20 protein-coding genes are annotated in these 19,898 nt (G+C 66.6%); 8 read left to right on the top strand and 12 right to left on the bottom strand.

Annotated elements, in window-relative coordinates; all coding sequences use genetic code 11:
- Position 1 precedes the first annotated feature (1 nt).
- The 4 genes from QXH22_RS23570 to QXH22_RS23555 all read right to left on the bottom strand — a co-directional run bounded on the left by QXH22_RS23570 (position 2) and on the right by QXH22_RS23555 (position 3,158).
- A complete protein-coding gene (locus tag QXH22_RS23570) occupies positions 2–658 on the bottom strand; it encodes a PIG-L deacetylase family protein (RefSeq protein ID WP_306246470.1) in 657 nt (218 codons plus the stop codon).
- The gene (locus QXH22_RS23565; protein ID WP_306245778.1) at positions 655–1,455 is read right to left on the bottom strand and encodes a glucose-1-phosphate cytidylyltransferase; all 801 of its coding nucleotides are present in this window, start codon (positions 1,453–1,455) and stop codon (positions 655–657) included. The genes QXH22_RS23570 and QXH22_RS23565 overlap by 4 nt, the downstream gene beginning before the upstream one ends.
- 227 nt (positions 1,456–1,682) lie before the next feature.
- Positions 1,683–2,840: a PPE family protein gene (locus tag QXH22_RS23560; RefSeq protein ID WP_306277172.1), complete on the bottom strand. Its 1,158-nt coding sequence runs from the start codon at positions 2,838–2,840 to the stop codon at positions 1,683–1,685.
- A gap of 18 nt (positions 2,841–2,858) precedes the next feature.
- A complete protein-coding gene (locus tag QXH22_RS23555) occupies positions 2,859–3,158 on the bottom strand; it encodes a PE family protein (protein ID WP_306245776.1) in 300 nt (99 codons plus the stop codon).
- A 409-nt stretch (positions 3,159–3,567) separates the two neighbouring features.
- On the opposite strand from QXH22_RS23555, the gene QXH22_RS23550 reads away from it, so the two are divergent.
- Both QXH22_RS23550 and QXH22_RS23545 read left to right on the top strand, forming a co-directional pair.
- Positions 3,568–4,245: a TetR/AcrR family transcriptional regulator gene (locus QXH22_RS23550; protein ID WP_306245775.1), complete on the top strand. Its 678-nt coding sequence runs from the start codon at positions 3,568–3,570 to the stop codon at positions 4,243–4,245.
- 139 nt (positions 4,246–4,384) lie between these two features.
- Positions 4,385–5,095 carry a TetR/AcrR family transcriptional regulator gene (locus tag QXH22_RS23545; protein WP_306245774.1) on the top strand — a complete coding sequence of 237 codons (711 nt, stop codon included), beginning with the start codon at positions 4,385–4,387 and terminating at the stop codon, positions 5,093–5,095.
- A 2-nt stretch (positions 5,096–5,097) separates the two neighbouring features.
- Here QXH22_RS23545 and QXH22_RS23540 read toward each other — a convergent pair whose 3' ends face one another.
- The 3 genes from QXH22_RS23540 to metG all read right to left on the bottom strand — a co-directional run bounded on the left by QXH22_RS23540 (position 5,098) and on the right by metG (position 7,859).
- A complete protein-coding gene (locus tag QXH22_RS23540) occupies positions 5,098–5,649 on the bottom strand; it encodes a serine acetyltransferase (protein WP_306245773.1) in 552 nt (183 codons plus the stop codon).
- 106 nt (positions 5,650–5,755) lie between these two features.
- Positions 5,756–6,121 carry a PAS domain-containing protein gene (locus tag QXH22_RS23535; RefSeq protein ID WP_306277171.1) on the bottom strand — a complete coding sequence of 122 codons (366 nt, stop codon included), beginning with the start codon at positions 6,119–6,121 and terminating at the stop codon, positions 5,756–5,758.
- A gap of 169 nt (positions 6,122–6,290) precedes the next feature.
- Positions 6,291–7,859 carry a methionine--tRNA ligase gene (gene metG / locus QXH22_RS23530; RefSeq protein ID WP_306277170.1) on the bottom strand — a complete coding sequence of 523 codons (1,569 nt, stop codon included), beginning with the start codon at positions 7,857–7,859 and terminating at the stop codon, positions 6,291–6,293.
- A gap of 50 nt (positions 7,860–7,909) precedes the next feature.
- On the opposite strand from metG, the gene QXH22_RS23525 reads away from it, so the two are divergent.
- The 6 genes from QXH22_RS23525 to QXH22_RS23500 all read left to right on the top strand — a co-directional run bounded on the left by QXH22_RS23525 (position 7,910) and on the right by QXH22_RS23500 (position 15,038).
- Positions 7,910–8,764: a TatD family hydrolase gene (locus tag QXH22_RS23525; protein WP_371934301.1), complete on the top strand. Its 855-nt coding sequence runs from the start codon at positions 7,910–7,912 to the stop codon at positions 8,762–8,764.
- Positions 8,765–8,980: 216 nt separating this feature from the next.
- A complete protein-coding gene (locus QXH22_RS23520) occupies positions 8,981–10,108 on the top strand; it encodes a resuscitation-promoting factor (protein WP_306245770.1) in 1,128 nt (375 codons plus the stop codon).
- On the top strand, positions 10,072–11,028 hold the full coding sequence (gene rsmA / locus QXH22_RS23515) for a 16S rRNA (adenine(1518)-N(6)/adenine(1519)-N(6))-dimethyltransferase RsmA (protein WP_371934310.1): 957 nt from the start codon (positions 10,072–10,074) through the stop codon (positions 11,026–11,028). Before QXH22_RS23520 ends, rsmA begins: the two co-directional genes overlap by 37 nt.
- 60 nt (positions 11,029–11,088) lie before the next feature.
- Positions 11,089–12,051: a 4-(cytidine 5'-diphospho)-2-C-methyl-D-erythritol kinase gene (locus tag QXH22_RS23510; RefSeq protein ID WP_306245768.1), complete on the top strand. Its 963-nt coding sequence runs from the start codon at positions 11,089–11,091 to the stop codon at positions 12,049–12,051.
- Positions 12,052–12,300: 249 nt separating this feature from the next.
- The gene (locus tag QXH22_RS23505; RefSeq protein WP_306277169.1) at positions 12,301–13,935 is read left to right on the top strand and encodes a fatty acyl-AMP ligase; all 1,635 of its coding nucleotides are present in this window, start codon (positions 12,301–12,303) and stop codon (positions 13,933–13,935) included.
- Between the two features lie 155 nt (positions 13,936–14,090).
- Positions 14,091–15,038, top strand: a complete 948-nt coding sequence (locus tag QXH22_RS23500; RefSeq protein ID WP_306245766.1) for a DUF302 domain-containing protein — start codon at positions 14,091–14,093, stop codon at positions 15,036–15,038.
- 155 nt (positions 15,039–15,193) lie between these two features.
- Here QXH22_RS23500 and QXH22_RS23495 read toward each other — a convergent pair whose 3' ends face one another.
- The 5 genes from QXH22_RS23495 to QXH22_RS23475 all read right to left on the bottom strand — a co-directional run bounded on the left by QXH22_RS23495 (position 15,194) and on the right by QXH22_RS23475 (position 19,896).
- Positions 15,194–16,456 carry an SLC13 family permease gene (locus QXH22_RS23495; RefSeq protein ID WP_306245765.1) on the bottom strand — a complete coding sequence of 421 codons (1,263 nt, stop codon included), beginning with the start codon at positions 16,454–16,456 and terminating at the stop codon, positions 15,194–15,196.
- 88 nt (positions 16,457–16,544) lie between these two features.
- A complete protein-coding gene (locus tag QXH22_RS23490) occupies positions 16,545–17,513 on the bottom strand; it encodes a hypothetical protein (protein WP_306277168.1) in 969 nt (322 codons plus the stop codon).
- Positions 17,514–17,547: 34 nt separating this feature from the next.
- Positions 17,548–18,123: an aminoacyl-tRNA hydrolase gene (gene pth, locus QXH22_RS23485; RefSeq protein ID WP_306245763.1), complete on the bottom strand. Its 576-nt coding sequence runs from the start codon at positions 18,121–18,123 to the stop codon at positions 17,548–17,550.
- A 6-nt stretch (positions 18,124–18,129) separates the two neighbouring features.
- A complete protein-coding gene (locus tag QXH22_RS23480) occupies positions 18,130–18,795 on the bottom strand; it encodes a 50S ribosomal protein L25/general stress protein Ctc (RefSeq protein WP_306277167.1) in 666 nt (221 codons plus the stop codon).
- A 231-nt stretch (positions 18,796–19,026) separates the two neighbouring features.
- Entirely contained in the window at positions 19,027–19,896 is an 870-nt protein-coding gene (locus QXH22_RS23475) for an oxidoreductase (protein WP_306277166.1), read from the bottom strand.
- Positions 19,897–19,898: the final 2 nt, after the last annotated feature.

Raw genomic sequence — 19,898 nt, 5'->3', positions numbered from 1 at the left:
ACTACCCTGCGGCCGGACTCAGCACGGCCTTCTCCACCACGAATCCCTCGGCGTAGCGGGCGCGGCTCTGCACGCCGCGCACCCGCATCAAACCGAGGAAAGTCTCGCCGTCGAACCAGTCCCGTCCTGCCTGCGACGGGTAGCACTCCGCGAGAAGCCGTGCCTTCTGCGCCGCGACTTCAGCCGAAATGGGCACGTAGAGAGTGGGATTCGGCAGGTCGGACTCCCACTTGAGGATCTCGTAGCCCAGCACCAGATGGGCCCGGAACTCGGTCGGGATCAGCTCGGCCAGCAGACGGTGATCCTGGTGGTAGTCCTCGCGCTGAGGGCCCAGCACCAGGTCGGGCTCGCAACTGCGCCGGAACGCGGCGAGGTGCCGTTTGACCGCACCCCAGTGCTCGGGCAGGTGCCCGTCGGGCAGGTCGGCCACGGTCAAGCGCACGTCGGCCTGCGGGAAGAAGGCCGAAAAGGCGCTCTTCTCCTCGATCTCGCGCTCGGTGCCGGCGCCGGTCAAGACGAGTGCGTGGATGACGAGGCCGGGATTGCTGCGCTCGAGCTGCATCAGGGTGGCTCCGGCGCCGATGATGATGTCGTCGCAGTGAGCGCCGACCACCGCGACCGAGCCGATGCCCGCCCCGGAGAAAGTCAGCGGGATCATGCCGGCGCTTCCGCCAAAGCCGAGGGTGCCTCCCAGACCGCCCACGGGCGGACACCGCGGTTGTAGTCGGCGTCGAGTTCGGCGCGCTCCTTGAAGGTGTCTGCCGGCTTCCAGAAGCCGTCGTGCTGATAGCCCAGCAACCGCCCGGTGCCGGCAAGCTCCATGCACGCGTCGCCGACGAGGTCCCCGTTCTCGGGGATGAGGTCGATGACGTCCTGGCGGAGCACGAAGTAGCCGCCGTTCACCCAGATCGGGAACTTGGCGATGGGCGCGATCTCCTTGATGTCGCCCTGAGTGCTGACGTCGACGCAATGGAACGACGACTGCGGCGGCACGACAAGCATCGACGCGGCCGCACCGGCGGCGTGGAAACGATCGATCATCGTGTCCAGCGGCGCGTCGGTCAGGACGTCGGCGTAGTTAGCGAGGAAGTACTCGTCGTCACCGAGGTATTTGCGAACGCGGCGCAGCCGCTCGCCGATCGGCGACTCCAGGCCGGTGTCGACGAAGGTGATCGTCCAGTTCGACATGTCGGAGTCGAGCAGCTCGACCTTTCCGCCCCGCATGACGAAATCGTTGGACTCGGTCTCGCGGTAGTTGACGAAGAAGTCCTTCACCATGGACTGGCCGTAGCCGAGGCACAGGATGAACTCGGTGTGACCGTAGTGCGCGTAGTAGCGCATCACGTGCCACAACAGCGGTCGGGGCCCGACCATCTGAAGTGGCTTCGGGATGAGGTCACCGGCGGCGCTGCGCATCCGCATGCCGTAACCGCCACAGAACAGTACGACCTTCATTTGCCTGCCCCCCGCCGCAAACCGCTCACTGCTGTTCTCCTTCGACCGGTCATCGAACTTTCAAACCCAACTACTTACAAACTCCATTATTACATACTATTTGAACGAATAAGCGCTTAAATTATGACTACAAGTACCCCAGGTCAGAACTTCTTGAACTTGTAACTTGTTATGGCGCGTTTTCGAGGATCGCTGGTTCGAGAGCCACCACACGTGCCGTACCAGCGTCAGAGGAGAGCCCCGTACCCGGCGGAGGGCGGCTGGGCCATCACCGTGGCGACCAGTCCGTACCTGGGTCCGGCTGCGGGACCCTGGCTCGCCGCCGCTCGTGGCACCCCGCCCAACAGGCTCGGGGGCACATTGCCGACCGCGCCCGGGGTGGCCCCCGGCAGGGCCGAACTGACGCCGGCGAGGTGTGCCGTGGGGATGACGCTGGTCCAGGCCGGGGGAACCGACAGCGATCCCAGGCTGGCGGCCTGGCCCATGGCTCCCAGTGCAGCACCGCCGGCTGCCTCCGCGCCGATGGTGGCCGCACCGGCGGCGGCCTCGGCAGCCTCCGCCGCCGCCTCGCCCACCTGGGTGGCGGCGGCTGCCATGCCCTGCATGGTCTGGGCGATGCCCAATACGCTGCTGATCGCGAACAGCGGCATCACGGCGATGTTCAGCAGGTTGGCGATGTCACCGGTGGAGGTGGTGCTGATCGGTACGCCCGCGGCGGCCGTGGCCAGCGATGCCGGCATCGCCATGCCTTGCAACGCGGACGGGACCGCGCTCACCAGCGAGGCCAGCGTCGCTTGAGTCGCCGCGGCCTCGCCGGTCGCCGCCGATACCGCAGTGGCCTGCGCTGCGGCTCCGGCAGGGTCGGTGACCTGCGGTGGCGCCTCGAACGGCGTCAGCGTCGACGCGGATGCCGAACTGGCCGCATAGCCATACATGGCGGCCGCGTCCTGCGCCCACATCTCGCTGTAGTGGGCCTCGGTGGCGGCGATCGCGGGCGAGTTCTGGCCGAAGAAATTGGTCGCCACCAGCGCCGCCAGCAGCGTCCGGTTCGCAGCGATCACCGCCGGCGGGACCGTCATCGCGTACGCCGCTTCGTAAGCACTCACCGCGGCACGGGCCTGGGCAGCAGCCTGCTCGGCCTGGGCGGACGTCGCGCCCATCCACACCGCATAGGGCTGGGCCGCAGCCGCCGAGGCGATCGCTGCCGGGCCGAGCCAGGGGCCGCTCGTCAGGCCCGCGATCACCGATGAGTAGGACGATGCCGCCGTCGCCAGCTCGGTGGCCAGCTGATCCCAGGCGACGGAGGCCGCCAGCAGCGGCTCCGGACCTGCGCCGGTGTACATCCGCGCCGAGTTGATCTCCGGTGGCAGTGCGCCGAAGTCCATGTGTCCAGCCCCCGATCGTCAGCGTGCCGCAGCGGCGTTGGCCGCCTCGGTGGCGGCGTAGGAACTTGAACTGGTGCTCAGCGCCTCGACGAACATCTCGTGAATCGCGGCTGCCTGTGCGCTCACCGCCTGGTAGAGCTGGCCGTGTGCGGCGAACTGCACTGCGGTGAGCGCGGACACCTCGTCGGCGGCGGCGGGCACGATGGCCGTGGTCGGAACGGCCGCGGCCGTGCTCGCCGTGCCCACGGCGCTGCCCACGCCCTGCAGCGTGCTGGCCGAGGCCGCCAGTGCTTCTGGCTGCGTGGTGACGAACGACATGCGCCTCTCCTAACGCGAAACGGTTGACGATGCAGCGGCGTGAGGGAGGCAGTCATTGCAAAGAGTCCAAACTCGTAGTTCAGACCCGTTTTCCTGCCCCCCGCAGACCAACAGATCAGGCTTATACCCATTCTACATACTTTTAGAACGTAGTGCAGCCTCAGAACCGACCTTAGGTATTGCCAGCGCGTCGATGCAGTCATGTCGGCGTGTAACCATGCAGGTCATTGCGAACTTGATAACCTCACAGGTGGCAGCCAAAGTGCCGCCTGAGACACACGCCGGTGGGCGGCTCACCATCCGATGGTCTGGCCACCAGGTCGAGGAAGGCATCGCGATGATGAAGGTGATCGCTCCGCTCAACGCTGCTGGCCGATATTCAGCACGCCCGGAAGTGTCCTGCGGCTAGATGTCGACTGAATCGGCCGACGGACGAGCTGACAGCACCCGGCAACAGATTCTGCGGGCGGCCGCACACCAGTTCGCCCGCCGCGCGTACCACGACGTGGGGCTGGACGACATTCTCGCCGAAGCCGAGCTCACCAAGGGCGCGATGTACTTTCACTTCCGCTCCAAACACGCGCTCGCGGTGGCCATCATCGAACAACACACGTCAGGGGGCCGCGCGGCCGTCGAGGACCTGCTGTCCCGGCAGCTCTCCGGCCTGGAAACCCTGATCGATATCTCCTACCTGATCGCGGTGCAGGACATCTCGAAGGATGTGGCCAGGGCCGCTTTGCACCTCATCGAGTCGGTGGGCCGCACCGAAGGGTTGCAGTCCGCGCTGCTCGGAGGCTGGGTCGACGCCCTGGCCAGCGTCGCCGAACGCGCGATCCGGGAGGGGGATATCGCCCAGCGGTGGGAGCCGCGCGACGTCGGCCGCCTGATCGTGTCGATGTACCTGGGGCTGCGCCAAACCAGCGACCTGGACGACCCACGGGGATTTCTGCTCGACCTGGAAAGAAACTGGGTTCTGATCCTGGCCGCAGTCCTGCAGCCCGACCGGGCCGACTACTTCGGCCAATTCCTCCGGCGGCGGACCGCGCTGGCGGTGAAGGCCGCCCCGGCCCAGGTGAGCGCTACATGAGTCGGCACCGGCGGCGATCTGGCACGCGTGATCGAAAACCCTGCGCCGGCGGCTGTTAGGCTTATCCGGCTGACCAGCAAGAACAAGACGCCGAGGTCCGGAGCTGAACCGGATTGACATCACTGGGGAGGCATGGCCAATGGCGCGCCAGGTTCGATCCGAGGTAACCCGGCGGAAGATTCTGGACGCGGCGATCGACGTCTTCAGTGAGGTCGGCTACGCCGCCGCCGGGTGGGGCACCATCATCGAGCGAACCGGCATGACCAAAGGCGCCCTCTACCATCACTTCGATTCCAAAGAGGCGCTGGCGTCGGACATCATCGACGAGGGCGCCGAGGTGCTCCTCGGAGCTTTTCGCAACGTGTGTGGTTCTGCGTCGCCTGCCTTGGAGAACATGATCCACGGCACCTTCGCCATCGCCAACGTGCTGAGCACCGACAAGACGGCACGCGCGGCCGAGCAGCTGATCGCGGCCCTGAGTGGGTTCAATGACGCCGCCGCGCGCTGCTGCGCGGGGTGGGTGGCAGAAATGGCCGCGCAGGCCCGCGAGGCGATCGACGAAGGCGATCTGCGCGAGGACGTCGACCCACAGTCCCTCGCGGAGTCCATCGTCGGCGCCATGTTCGGCACCCGGTTGCTGTCCATCGCGGTGACCCGCAGCCGGCGCAGCGACGGCATGCTCGACGAGCTCAACGGGCAGCTGAGCAAGATCTGGATTTTTCTGCTTCCCGGCGTCGCGGCCGAAGCGTCACTGCCCTACTTCCAGCAGTTCCTGGCCCGTGAGGCACTGCGGCACACGCGGTCCAGCGCGTCGGCAGGTGCCGCGGCCGGAGCTCCGGAGGGTATCTAGCGTCAGGCGCTGACGGCGCGCGCCCGCCGGTCCTTCACGATGCGCGCCGGAACGCCGGCAACGTCGACGTCGTCGGGCACCGGCTTGGTCACGACCGCACCCGCGTAGATGCCGACGCGGCTGCCCACATCGGCGCCGAGCACCATCGCGCCCGGGTAGATGAAGACGTCATCGCCGATGCTGGGGTACTCGCCCGGACGACCCTCGCCGATCGTCACCCCTTGGTGAATGCGGCAGTTGGCTCCGATCTTGGCCCGGTGATGCACGTGTACCCAGCCGACGTGGGCGACGGAGAGGCCGGGTCCGAAGGCGTTGAGCGGAATGCCGAATCCCAGCTTCTCGCCGAGGAACTTCAGCCGCAGGCGAAGATAGCCCGCGACGAGGTGGCCGAACGGCGTCCGCGCGGTATTCGTCCAATATTCCGTCTTGCGCAGCATGCGCTGGAAGTAAGGGGCCCGGTGCATGATCCGGTAGTGATGCCGCCAGCGCTCAAGTCCTTGCGCATGCAAGTCCGCCTCGAGGTAGGACTCCAAGTCGTTGCGAGTCTTGATCACACCTGAAACCATACTACAGGTATCAAGAATGCCCTATCTGGATACCGTAAGTCTAGGTGAATTCATATCTTGCACCGGTCCGGGGCGTGCCCGGGCCGGCCGGCGTCTAGCGCTCCTCTTCCCACAACTGTTCGGTCAGGTCCTGGAAAGCGGCCAGGGCAAATTTGTCGTCAGCGCGCATCACCGCCGACCTGCTCATCAGCGCCCGCACCACCGAGCCGTCCTTGTGTGCCAACTCGACCACCATGTTGGCCAGGGCGTGCAAAAACGAGAGCAGCGAGGACTCCGACTCCGGAGCCTGGTGGAAGATCTCGTGAAACCGCAGTGCCAGCACCTCTTCCGGATCGCAACCCACCATCTGGGCAAATGCGGTGTTGGTGAACAGGATGCTGCCGTCATCCGCGATGGCGAGAACGGGAACCGGGATCCGTTCGAGCACCACCAGCGCAGGCAACTGCTTCAAGGTGGTCATCGGGGATTGGCTGGGCTGCCGATTCCGTCTTCGCTCCACTTGGCGATTATGGCCTATCGCTGCGGCACGTCTCACACCGCTTACCCCGAAAACCTGAACCGCGGTTCGTAATGTGGCCGTCCGGCTTCGTATTTGTTACTTGACGACTGGCCCGGAAACCCACTTGCTGTCACTCCGCCTCGGGTGCTTGATACCGCGGAAACACCCCGGACGGTGCGGGCAGTGCCGTTCCGGGGGCCAGCCGGGCGCCGGCCGCGGCGAACGTCCGTTGCTCGTCGGTCTGGCCGAGCAGGTCGAGTAACTTGCTCGCCGAATCCGGCATCACCGGGCTGACCAGAAGCGCCGCGATGCGGACCACCTCGCAGGTGACGTAAAGGGTGGTCCGGAACCGTACCTGGTCTGCCTCCGCTTCGCTCTTGCGCAGCACCCAGGGTTGTTGCGCGGAGAAGTACCGGTTCGCCTCGCCCAGCATCAGCCAGATCGCCTCGAGCGCCAAATGCATTGCCTGCGAGTCGAAATGGACACGGACGCGATCCAAGAGCCCGTCGGCCGTGGCCAGCAGCTCAGTGTCCGCGGCAACGAACTCACCTGGTTCCGGCACCACCGCGCCCAGATTCTTGGCCACCATGGACAGCGAACGCTGAGCCAGGTTCCCGAGTTCGTTGGCCAGGTCGGTATTGATCCGGGTGATGATCGATTCGTCGCTGTAACTGCCGTCTTGCCCGAAAGGTATCTCGCGCAACAGGAAATAGCGGACCTGGTCCACGCCGAAGGTATCGACGAGCGCCACCGGATCGACGATGTTGCCCACCGACTTACTCATCTTCTCGCCGCGATTGTGCAGGAACCCGTGCGCGAAAACCCTGCGCGGCAGCTCGATTCCGGCCGACATCAGAAAAGCCGGCCAATACACGGCGTGGAATCTGATGATGTCCTTGCCGATCATGTGCAAATCCGCGGGCCAGTAGCGGGCGAACAACTCCGAGTCGGTGTCGGGAAAGCCGGCGCCGGTCAGGTAATTGGTCAGCGCGTCGACCCAGACGTACATGATGTGGTCCGGATGCCCGGGAACCTGTACACCCCAGTCGAACGACGTCCGCGAGATGGACAGGTCGTCCAAACCGCCGGAGACGAAGCTGACGACTTCGTTGCGCCGGGTCTCGGGGGCGATGAAGCCGGGGTTGTCCCGGTAGTGCGCCAGCAGCTTGTCGGCGTAGGCGGACAGCCGGAAGAAGTAGGTCTGCTCCTCGGTCCAGGTCACCGGCGTGCCGGTCTCGACCGCGATCCGGGTGCCGTCTTCGAGCAGGCGGGTTTCCGATTCGACGAAGAACCGCTCGTCGCGCACCGAGTACCAGCCGGCGTAATTGTCCAGATAGATGTCGCCGGCGGCCTCCATGCGCCGCCAGATTTCCTTCGACGACTCGTGATGGTCGGGGTCGGTGGTGCGGATGAACCGGTCGAAGGAGATGTTGAGCTTCTCCTGCATGCGCTGGAAAACGTCGGAGTTGCTGCGCGCCAGTTGCGCGGTCGGCACCCCGGCGGCCGCGGCGGCCTGGGCGACCTTGAGGCCGTGCTCGTCGGTTCCGGTCAGGAAACGCACGTCGAAGCCGTCGAGTCGCTTGAAGCGGGCGATGGCGTCGGTCGCGATGTACTCGTACGCGTGACCCATGTGCGGCGCGCCGTTGGGATAGGCGATCGCGGTGGTGACGTAATACGGCTTCGGCAGGTGTTGGTTCATTGCGGCTCCACCCTAATCGGGTCGCCCGGTGCCCTGCGTGTGCACATATCGTGGGCGGCGTGAGCGCCAGACGAGAAGCACCGCCGCCGCCGGAGCCGCTTTCGCCGTTGATCGACGCGCATACCCATCTGGACGCCTGCGGGGTTTCCGACGCGCCGGGAGTGCGTGCCCTGCTCGACCGCGCGGCGGCCGTCGGCGTCGCCGCGGTGGTCACCATCGCCGACGACCTGGAATCGGCGCGCTGGGTGACGCGCGCGGTGGAGTGGGATCCACGTGCCTACGGCGCGGTCGCCCTGCATCCGACGCGCACGGGCGCGCTGACCCCGGATGCGCGCGCCGAGATCGAGAGATTGGCGAACCACCCCCGCGTGGTGGCGGTTGGCGAGACGGGCATGGACCTGTATTGGCCGGGCCGGCTCGACGGATGCGCGCCGCCGGATGTGCAACGTGAAGCCTTCGCCTGGCATATCGACCTGGCCAAGCGGACCGGCAAGCCGCTGATGATTCACAACCGCGACGCCGACCGGGAGGTGCTTGACGTGCTGCGCGCAGAGGGCGCGCCGGAGACTGTGATCTTTCACTGCTTCTCATCCGGCAGTGAGATGGCTCGCACTTGTTCGGCGGCGGGATGGTTGCTGAGCCTGTCCGGGACGATCAGCTTCCGTAACGCCCGCGACCTGCGCGAAGCCGTTCCGCTGATACCGGTGGACCAGATATTGGTGGAAACCGACGCGCCATTTCTCACCCCGCATCCATATCGGGGCGCAGCGAACGAGTCCTACTGCCTGCCCTACACCGTGCGCGCCCTTGCTGAACTGGTGAATCGCCCGCCCGAGGAATTAGCGGAAATCACCACGAGCAACGCTCGCCGGGCGTACCGGCTGGATGAAGTGGAGGCTTCCTAGCTCCTGAACCGGCACAGAATCTTTCAGTAGGAGTTGCTCAGCACTCGCCGGTTCGTTACCGTCTTGTGATCGAACGGGTGGGCCTATGGGCCCATTTGTTATTTCAGCTGAATATGGTCGGTAGCTCGTCTCGAACTTTTGCTGCGTTGTTGCTGCGTAAGGGTCGTGGTAGGTCGGAACAGACTTGGGATACGTAGAGATTGACTGGGATTGACATTGAATCTGCTTACTAAACTTCATCAAACTGAATCGCCCACATTGCGCCTGCTGGTTGGCGCCCTGCTGTTGGCACTCACATTCGCCGGCGGATACGCCGTGTCCGCATCCAAGACCGTCACGCTGACCATCGACGGCACCTCGATGAAGGTGCAGACGATGAGGTCGCGGGTGATCGACATCGTCCGGGAGAACGGTTTCGCCGTCGAGGAGCGCGACGACCTGTACCCCGCTGCCGACGTCACCGTCGGCGACTCGGCCACGATCGTGCTGCGTCGCAGCCGGCCGTTGGAGATCACGCTGGACGGCCAGAACTCGCGGCAGGTGTGGACCACGGCCTCGACGGTGGACGAGGCGCTGGCGCAGCTAGCCCTGACCGACACCGCGCCCGCCGCGGCGTCGCGCGCCAGCCGTGTCCCGCTGGCGGGGATGGCCCTGCCCGTCGTCAGTGCCAAGACGGTTCAGATCGATGACGGCGGCACCGTCCGCACGGTGCACCTGCCCGCGCCGAACGTGGCCGAACTGCTCAACGCCGCCGGCGCGCCGCTGCAGGACAGCGACCAGGTGATCCCCGCTCCGGCGACACCGATCACCGACGGCATGCAGATCCAGGTCACCCGCAACCGGATCGAGCGCGTCACCGAGCGCGTGCCGCTTCCTCCGCCGGCGCGCCGCATCGAAGACCCCGAGATGAACATGAGCCGTGAGGTCGTCGAAGATCCGGGCGCCCCGGGCATGCAGGACGTCACGTTCTCCGTGGCCCAGGTGAACGGTGTCGAGACCGGTCGCCTGCCGATCGCCAATGTGGTGGTGACCCCGGCCCGCGAAGCCGTGGTGCGGGTCGGCGCCAAGCCCGGTACCGAGGTGCCGCCCGTCAGCGACGGAACCATCTGGGACTCGCTGGCCGGCTGTGAGGCCGGTGGCAACTGGGCCATCAACACCGGAAACGGGTTCTTCGGCGGTGTGCAGTTCGACCAGGGCACCTGGGAGGCCAACGGCGGATTGCGCTACGCCCCGCGCGCTGACATGGCCACCCGCGAGGAGCAGATCGCGATCGCCGAAGTGACCCGGCAGCGCCAGGGCTGGGGCGCCTGGCCCGTGTGCAGTGGACGAGTGGGTGCCCGCTGACGATCCGGCTGCTCGGGCGCACCGAGATCCGGCGGTTGGCCAAGGAGCTTGATTTCCGGCCGCGAAAGTCCTTCGGACAGAACTTCGTGCACGACGCCAACACCGTGCGCCGGATCGTCACGGCATCTGGCATCGGCAAGTCCGACGTCGTCGTGGAAGTGGGCCCGGGACTGGGTTCGCTGACGCTCGCGCTGCTTGATCGCGGCGCGACCGTGGCCGCCGTCGAGATCGATCCGGTGCTGGCCGCCCGGCTGCCCCAGACGGTGGCCGAGCATTCCAACAGCGAAGCCCAGCGGCTCACCGTGCTGCACCATGACGTGCTGACGCTGCGCCGTGGAGACCTCGCTCAGCAGTTGCCCACCGAACCGACCGCGGTGGTGGCCAATCTGCCGTACAACGTCGCGGTTCCGGCGATCCTGCATCTGCTTGCCGAATTTCCCTCCATCCGCACCGTGACGGTGATGGTGCAGGCCGAAGTCGCCGAGCGGTTGGCCGCCGTGCCGGGCGGCAAGGAATACGGTGTGCCCAGCGTCAAGGTGAACTTCTACGGCCGGGTGCGGCGCTGCGGCACGGTGTCGCCGACGGTGTTCTGGCCCATCCCGCGTGTCTACTCCGGCCTGGTGCGCATCGACCGTTACGAGACGTCGCCGTGGCCCACCGACGAAGGATTTCGCAAGCGGGTCTTCGAGCTGATCGACATCGCGTTCGCGCAGCGCCGCAAGACGTCGCGCAATGCGTTCGTAGAGTGGGCCGGATCGGGGAACGAATCGGCGCGCCGATTGCTGGCCGCCAGCATCGACCCCGCCCGCCGCGGCGAGACGCTGTCGATCGAAGACTTCGTCCGGCTGTTGCAGCGATCCGGTGACGGGGACCTCGGGAACGGCGCGGCGCCGGATCCCGTTCCGGCAACCACTGGGTGAGCACACACAGCGGGGGTGCCGCTACGTGTGGTTCGCCGCGGGCAGCGATAGTCTGCTGCGGTGTCAGCATCTGACGGCAACACCGCCGAGCTGTGGGTGCCCACCGGGTCAACCACCGTTCGGGTGCCGGGGAAGGTCAACCTCTACCTGGCCGTAGGCGACCGCCGCGACGACGGCTACCACGAGCTGACGACGGTTTTTCACGCCGTGTCGCTGTTCGACGAGGTGACGGTCCGCAATGCCGATGTGCTCTCGCTGGAGCACGTCGGCGAGGGCGCCGACACGCTGCCCACCGATGAACGCAACCTCGCCTGGCGGGCGGCCGAGCTGATGGCCGATCACGTCGGGCGCGCTCCCGACGTGTCGATCCTGATCGACAAATCGATTCCGCTGGCCGGAGGCATGGCCGGCGGCAGCGCCGATGCGGCCGCCGTGTTGGTGGCGATGAACGCCTTGTGGGAGCTCAACCTGCCCCGCCGCGACCTGCGGCTGATGGCCGCCCAGCTGGGCAGCGACGTCCCGTTCGCGTTGCACGGCGGGACCGCGCTGGGCACCGGGCGTGGTGAGGAGCTGGCCACCGTGTTGTCCCGCAACACCTTTCACTGGGTGCTGGCCTTCGCTGACAGTGGGCTGATGACGCCGGCGGTGTATGCGGAGCTGGACCGGTTGCGCGAGGTCGGGGATCCGCCGCGGCTGGACGAGCCCGGCCCGGTGCTGGCCGCGTTGGCGGCCGGTGACCCCCAGCAACTCGCGCCGCTGCTGGGCAACGAAATGCAGGCCGCGGCGGTGAGCCTGGATCCGGCGCTGCGGCGGGCACTGCGCGCGGGAGTGGAAGCGGGGGCACTGGCCGGCATCGTGTCCGGTTCGGGTCCCACCTGCGCCTTCCTGTGTGAATCGGCGGACTCCGCGGTGGACGTCGGCACCCAGTTGTCCGGGGCGGGCGTGTGCCGCACCGTCCGCGTCGCCACCGGGCCGGTGCCGGGTGCCCGTGTCGTCCCGGCGCCCGCGACGCATGGCGAATGAATCGCAGGGCCGTTAACGCGGCTGTGACATCGCACTCATGTCGCGTTACCGTTTGGCACTTACTTAAGGATTGCTTAAGATAATCCGCGGTGGCGAGTACCGGCAGCCCAACGCAGGGCCGCAGCTCTCTATCAAATCGAGACCTAACCGCTCCTCAACGTGTGCGCGCGCCTGCCTACAAGCGTGATGTGGCAAGTGCAACATGAAAGCTCGGACCTTGGGGACAGCGCTAGTACCGAGGAGGTTTGCGTGAGCAGGTTTACCGAGAAGATGTTCCGCAGTGCCCGAACGGCGACAACGGGCATGGTCACCGGTGAACCCCACGAACCTGTCCGTCACACCTGGGGCGAGGTGCACGAGCGCGCTCGTTGTATCGCAGGCGGCCTGGCCGCCGCGGGCGTCGGACTCGGCGACGCTGTCGGCGTCCTCGCCGGATTCCCTGTGGAGATCGCTCCGACCGCCCAGGGCCTGTGGATGCGCGGGGCGAGCCTGACCATGCTGCACCAGCCCACGCCGCGCACCGACCTGGCCGTGTGGGCGGAAGACACCATGACCGTCATCGGCATGATCGAGGCCAAGGCCGTCATCGTCTCCGAGCCGTTCACGGTGGCCATCCCGGTGCTGCAGGAGAAGGGCATCACGGTTCTCACCGTGGCCGACCTGCTGGCGTCGGAACCGATCGATCCGATCGAGGTCGGCGAGGACGAACTGGCGCTCATGCAGCTGACGTCGGGATCCACCGGTTCCCCGAAGGCGGTGCAGATCACCCACCGCAACATCTACTCGAACGCCGAGGCGATGTTCATCGGCGCCGAGTACGACGTCGACAAGGACGTCATGGTCAGCTGGTTGCCCTGCTTCCACGACATGGGCATGGTCGGATTCCTCACCATCCCGATGTACTTCGGCGCCGAGCTGGTCAAGGTGACGCCGATGGACTTCCTGCGCGACACGCTGCTGTGGGCCAAGCTCATCGACAAGTACAAGGGCACGATGACCGCGGCGCCCAACTTCGCGTACGCCCTGCTGGCCAAGCGGCTGCGCCGCAACGCCAAGCCGGGCGACTTCGACCTCTCGACGCTGCGCTTCGCGCTGTCCGGCGCCGAGCCCGTCGAACCCGCCGACGTCGAGGACCTGCTCGACGCCGGCAAGCCGTTCGGCCTGCGGTCGTCGGCGATCCTGCCGGCCTACGGCATGGCCGAGACCACGCTGGCGGTGTCGTTCTCCAAGTGCAACTCGGGCCTGGTCGTCGACGAGGTCGACGCCGATCTGATGGCCGCGCTGCGCCGGGCCGTTCCCGCCACCAAGGGCAATACCCGCCGGCTGGCTACGCTCGGGCCGCTGCTGAAAGACCTCGAGGCTCGGGTGGTGGACGAGAACGGCAACGTGATGGCGGCCCGCGGCGTCGGGGTCATCGAGTTGCGTGGTGAGTCCCTCACCCCGGGCTACACCACCATGGGTGGCTTCATCCCGGCACAGGACGAGCACGGCTGGTACGACACGGGCGACCTCGGCTATCTCACCGACGAGGGTCATGTTGTGGTGTGCGGCCGCGTCAAGGACGTCATCATCATGGCCGGCCGCAACATCTACCCGACCGACATCGAGCGGGCCGCGGGCCGCGTCGACGGCGTCCGCCCTGGCTGCGCGGTAGCAGTGCGTCTGGACGCCGGGCATTCCCGGGAATCGTTCGCCGTCGCCGTCGAGTCGAACGCCTTCGAGGACCCGGCCGAGGTACGCCGCATCGAACACCAAGTGGCGCACGAAGTCGTCAAGGAGGTCGACGTGCGGCCGCGCAACGTCGTGGTGCTGGGCCCGGGGACCATTCCGAAGACACCGTCGGGCAAGCTGCGCCGGTCGAACTCCGTCACCCTGGTCACCTAGGCAGCGCGCCGAATAGTGCCTCCGGCTCGCGCCGGGTGGCTTCTTCTCTTTCGCTTCGTGGCTGTCGGCTCTTGAGCTCGAGCCACCTCCTGGGCAATTCTCGTAATGCCATCTTTTTGGATGGTCGTTGCCCGTCTCCGAGGGGAGCCACAGGGATGTCGTCGCCAATCCGAGTGTTACTAGCAGTCGTCACTGTCTGGTTTGTCGCTGCGACGGTGGCCGGTTGCCACGACGGCCGCAGCATGGGGCCCACCGGGGAGCCGACCAGCGCCGGCCCCGCCGACGGCTCACGCGGCGTTTCGACCAAGTTCGTCAGCTACACCGCCAACCAGGGATTCGAAGCCACGGTAGCTGCGTTGACGAAGGCGGCCGCCGAGCACGGGATGACGATCGTCGGCGAAGTGAACCAGGACGCTGAATTGGCGGCGAACGGGCTGCGCCTGCCCGGAGCGCACACGTTCTTCGTCGGCAACCCGCAGCTCGGCAAAACGTTTTTCGATGCCACCAAAGCCATCGGCGCGGTTGTCCCGGTCCGTATGCACGTGTGGGTTGACGCAGACGGTCCGGCCCACATCGGCTATTTCGATCCGGCACCGCAGTTCGCGTCCGTCGATCCCGGACTCGGCGACGGCGGACAGCAGATCTCTCAGCAGATCCGAACCATTGCCGAAGCTGCCGCCGGCGGTCCGATGACCACAACCCCGGTCGAAACCCGGTTCGTCACGGTCACGGCCAACGGTGAATACGAGGCGACGATCGGCGCGCTGCACGATGCCGCCGACAAACACGGCATGGTCATCCTCGGTGACTTGAACGAAGAGACAAGGTTGAAGGCGGTGGGGGTGCAATCCCAGCACGCGCACAGTTTCTTCCTCGGTGATCCGCAGATCGGCAAAACGCTGTTCGGCGCTAACCAGGCGATCGGGGTGGTGGTTCCGGTGCGGGTGACGGTGTGGGCGAGCGACCGGGGTGGTCCGGCTTCGATCAGCTACTTCGATCCGGCCCCGGAGTTCACCGCTGTCGATCCGGCCCTCGCCGACGCGGGGAGGAAGATTTCGGACGCGATCCGCGCGACGGTCGACACCGCGGCCGGCAAGCCGTGACGCGCTGGTCTCGGTTGGTCAGCCACTGAGAAGGTTGGCGCTCACACTGGTGGACGTCATCGGCAGTCTCCCGGAAGTCGGGTGGCAGGAAGGTGGCTCGCCACAGTTGCTGCGTCACATGACTTAACTAGTGGCGCAGTTGATTTCGGCACTGATCAGGTTCCGATCAGACGTAACGACGCCCACAGCGCCACTACCGCCGCGACGACCGCGACCGGCGTGGTGAGCAACCCGAGTTTGGTGAATTCGCCCAGCTTGGTGGAGTGCCCGCGCTGGTGCAGGACGCGTCGCCACAGCATGGTCGCCAGTGACCCGGTGTAGGTGAGGTTCGGGCCGATGTTGACCCCCAGGAGAACCGCCAGGACGGCGGCGGGACCGGCGGGCGCCACCAGCGGAACCAGCATCAATACCGCGGGCAGGTTGTTGACGACATTCGCCGCCACCGCGGCAACGGCAGCGATGGCCAGCAATCCGAGCAGTCCATCGGGATGCGGAAGCCGGCTGCGCAGCGCGTTGTCGAGCCCGTTGTCGATGACGGCCCGCACCACCACGCCCAGGGCGAGCACGAAGATGAGAAAGGGGATGTCCGAGGAGCGGGCCATCGCGACAACGCCGGTCTTGCGTGACGCCGTCGCATGCACGGCAAGAACGAGGGCGCCCGCGGCGGCTGCCCATGCGGGATTGACGCCCACGGCAGAGGTGACGACGAAGCCGGCCAGGGTGGCGGCCACGGTGGCGATGGCAAATTTCGGGGGAGTGGGCATCGGCTCGTCGGCAGGCGGCGCTTGCGGCTCGGCGGCCCCCAGGTCTTCGCGAAAGAACCGTCGAAACACCAGATATTCCACGCCGATTGCGGCAACCCAGGGCAGCGCCATCAGGGCAGTGAAGTGGGTGAAGCTCAGACCGGTCGCCGACAACGCCAGCAGATTGGTCAGATTCGACACCGGCAGCAACAGCGAAGCGCTGTTGGAAAGATGGGCGCACGCGTAGAGGTGCGGACGGGCCCGTACCCGCAACTGCGCTGCAGTGGCCGACACCACCGGGGTGAGGAGCACGACCGTCGCATCGAGGCTGAAGACGACCGTCACCAACGAGGCCGCGGCGAATACCGCGAACAACAAACGCCCGGACCCCCCGCCGGCAGCGCGGGCGATCCAGGCGCCGCACCACGTGAAGAGCCCCTCCTCCGCGCACGCCTGCGACAGCACCAGGACGGCGGCCAGAAACCCGACGACCGGCGCCAGCTCGAGCACTTCGCTGCGTGCGTCAGCAAACGAAACCGCTCCGATACCGACCACGACGGCGGCCGCGGGCACTGCGATCACGGCCTCCGGCCAGCCGAATGGCCGGATTACCGCAGCGGTCAAGACCAGCGCCAGCAGCACAGCCGAAATCGACTCGGCTACAACTAGACTCAACCGATTGGCCCCCCGCCTCACACAAGTCGGTCAACGATACCCGAGGATCCGGCACCGTGCATGCGCTGTGGGTCGCGCGCGGACTCCGTCAACGGCGGTGTGACCAATCGCGCGCCGCCGCGACAAATGTGGTGACGAAATCTCTTTGTGCCGAGTCGAATTCGCTGCTGTAGTCCATCGCGTCGTTGACCGCCCGGTGCTCGAAATTCAGCGAACAGCAGTCCGTGAGGTAGCCCTCGATGTACATGCTGGTGGCGCTGAGGGTGACCAGCGCGGTGTCGTCGGTGACCGGTGGGTCGACGAGGTTGTGCGAGCCGGTGCGCAGGATGCGGATCTGGTCATCGACGAAGTGGTCCGCTTCCCGGGTAGCGCTTGCCCGGAGAATGCCGGTAGGACCCAGGTAGTGGCAGTTCAGCATGTCGTGGTCGGCGGTGCCGCGCGCCATCTTCACCTTCCCGCCGACCAGGTGATCGGCGACCCGCACCCCGGCGCATTCGGGAGCGATATCCTGTTGCGGCGCAGCGAAGTCCGTCGGTAACTTGTTGGCCACGATCCGGGCCAGGATGACCAGTTGCTGTTGGGTGACCATCTCGTTGGGTGCGCCCAGCAGGGGCGTCCAGGTGAGCACGAACTGGGTCGAACCATGGTCTACGGCGATCGCCGACTCCGTTTCCGCGCGCACGAAGAACGCTTTGTCGGAATCGACGGTGACGTCCTGGCTGTTCCGGACGCGGCGGCCGCCGATGAGATCGGCGACGTCGGAAACCGGCCCGCCGATCGGAACGCTGAGCACGACACCGCCGAGGTCGTCCTTCGGCCCGTAATGGCACGACGCCATGCCGGCCGCGTGAAACGTCGAAGTGTCCAGCCGCTTGGTCGCCAGAATCTGCGGGGTGAGGCGGTGATAGGTGGTCTGGACATCGGCGATCGGTAGCGCCGCGCACAGATCGGAGATCCGCGATTGCGGCGGGTTCGGCGCCGGCGCACACCCCGTAGTGGCCAGCAGGAAAGCCGTGGCCAGCAGGAGGCATGCGGCCCCGTGTCGCAAGGTGTGCATCCAGGCCGACGTTACGGGACTTCTGTTGGCCGGCCTACCACGCGTGGACACGGTTCTGGGCGGGCTCGAGCCCGAATTCGATGAGCAACTCTGCGGCGTCGGCCGCCTGCTCACAGATGGTGGGGATTTCGGCGCGCTCGGCGGCGTTGAACGGCTCCAGCACGAAGGCTGCCGGATCTTTCCGTCCGGGCGGGCGGCCGATCCCGATCCGGACGCGGTGAAAGTCTTTGCTGCCCAGGGCGGCAGCCACCGAGCGCAACCCGTTGTGGCCTCCTTCGCCACCGCCGAGCTTGAGCCGGATGCGCCCGAAATCGAGATCGAGTTCGTCATGCAGCACGATGATGTCGGCCGGCGGCACCGAGTAGAACTTGGCCAGCGGACCCACCTGGCGGCCCGACTCGTTCATGTAGCAGCGTGGCTTGGCCAGCACCACCGGACGTCCAGCCAACCGGCCGGTGCTTATCTCGGCGCCGGAACGCTTGTGCGCCTTAAACTTCGCACCAAGCCGGGCGGCGAGGACGTCGGCAACCATGAACCCGACATTGTGCCGGGTCCGGGCGTAGTTCTCGCCCGGATTGCCCAGGCCGACCACCAGAAGGGGTTCGGCCACGGTGTGCTACTCGGACTCGGCTTCGGCTGCCTGGGCCTCGCCCGCTTCTTCGCCGGCTTCGCCCTCTGCTGCCGCGGCCTCGCCTTCCTCGCCCGCACCCTCTTCGGCCAGGTCCTCGGCGGTCGGCGCCTGCACCACGTTGACCACGAGCAGTTCCGGGTCGGAAATCAGGGTCACACCGCGGGGGAGCTCGATCTGGCCGGCGGTGAACTGGGTGCCGATTTCGGCGCCCTCGATCGACACCGTCAGCTGCTCGGGGATCGACAGCGCCTCGGCCTCGATCTCGATGGTGTTGGCGTCCTGGGTGACCAGGGTGTCCGGACCCGCCTCGCCCTCGACGACGACGTTGACCTCGACGGTCACCTTCTCGCCGCGCCGTACGACCAGCAGGTCGGCGTGCTGGATGGTGCGGCGGATCGGGTGGATGTCCAGCGCTTTGGTCAGTGCGAACTGTTCCTTACCGGCGATGTTCAGGGTGAGCACCGCGTTGGTGCCCGAGTGCCGCAGCACAGCCGCGAAGTCGTGTGCGTCCAGTTCGAGATGCTGCGGGTCGGCGCCGTGGCCGTAGAGGACGGCGGGAACCTTGCCGCTGCGGCGGGCCCGGCGGGATGCACCCTTGCCGGTCTCGGTACGCACCGTGACGGCGAGTTGGTTGACTGTTGCTTTGGCCATGTGTCGCTCCTGTATGTAAGGCACGGCCAGGGATCGCGACAGAATGCCGGTCTCCGTCGATAACGGTGCTGGTCTGTTGCCCAGCTACCCTCGCCGTGACGCCGGGTCAGGTTATCGCACCGGCGGGCCAGAGCGGAAATCCCCCGAGGGGTCGCCCAGTGGCGCGAGCAGACGTGAACTCGCACTGGAACGCGCGTTCCAGTGCGAGTTCACGTCTGCTCAGCGGGGGGGTCAGAGCGGAAACGAGGTGCCGGTGAGCTGCTCAGAGAGGTCCCACAGCGCGGCGGCGGTCTTCGTATCCCGGGCGGCGCGGCTACGACCGACCGGCTGGGTCCGGCCCATGTAGCCGAATCGGGGCCCGATGAACGAGTCGCCGGGTAAGTCCTGGGAGGCGGCGTACAGCGTCTGGCGGGCGCCGAAGTCGGCGTCGGTGGCGATGACGCGTGTGGCCGCCGACATGATCGCGTCACCGAGCTTGCGCCCGGAGGCGCCCTGCAGATTGGTGTGCGAGTAGCCGGGGTGCGCCGCCAGCGCACGCAGCGACGAACCCGCCCTGTCGAGTCGGCGCTGCAGTTCGCTGGTGAACAGCAGGTTGGCCAGCTTGGACTGTGCGTAGGCCAGCCACGGCGAGTAGCGGCGGTTCTTGTAGTTGAGGTCAGCCAGGTCGATCCGGCCGGGCCAGTGTGCCATCGACGACACCGTCACCACCCGGTCGCTGAGTTTCGGCAGTAGCAGGTTGGTCAGCGCGAAGTGGCCGAGGTGGTTGGTTCCGATCTGACTCTCGAAGCCGTCGACGGTCAGCGAATACGGAACGGCCATGATGCCGGCGTTGTTGATCAGGACGTCGGCGCTCTCGACACCCTCGGCGAATTCCCGCACCGACGACAGGTCCTGCAAGTCGAGTGCCCGAACCTGCACCAGGCCGCGGATGCCGGCTGCCGCTTTCTCGCCTTTGGCCGTATTGCGGACGGCCATGATGACCGTGGCCCCGCGCCCGGCCAACTCCCGGGCCGTCACCTCGCCCAGTCCGCTGTTGGCGCCCGTGATGACGACGGTGCGTCCGGCGAACGAGGGAAGGTCAGCCGCTGTCCAATTGGTCATGG

Source organism: Mycobacterium sp. TY814 (assembly GCF_030755175.1).
Taxonomy (GTDB): Bacteria; Actinomycetota; Actinomycetes; order Mycobacteriales; family Mycobacteriaceae; genus Mycobacterium.
Note: the sequence above shows the minus strand (reverse complement) of the source record. Positions and strands in the feature narration are given on the sequence as shown.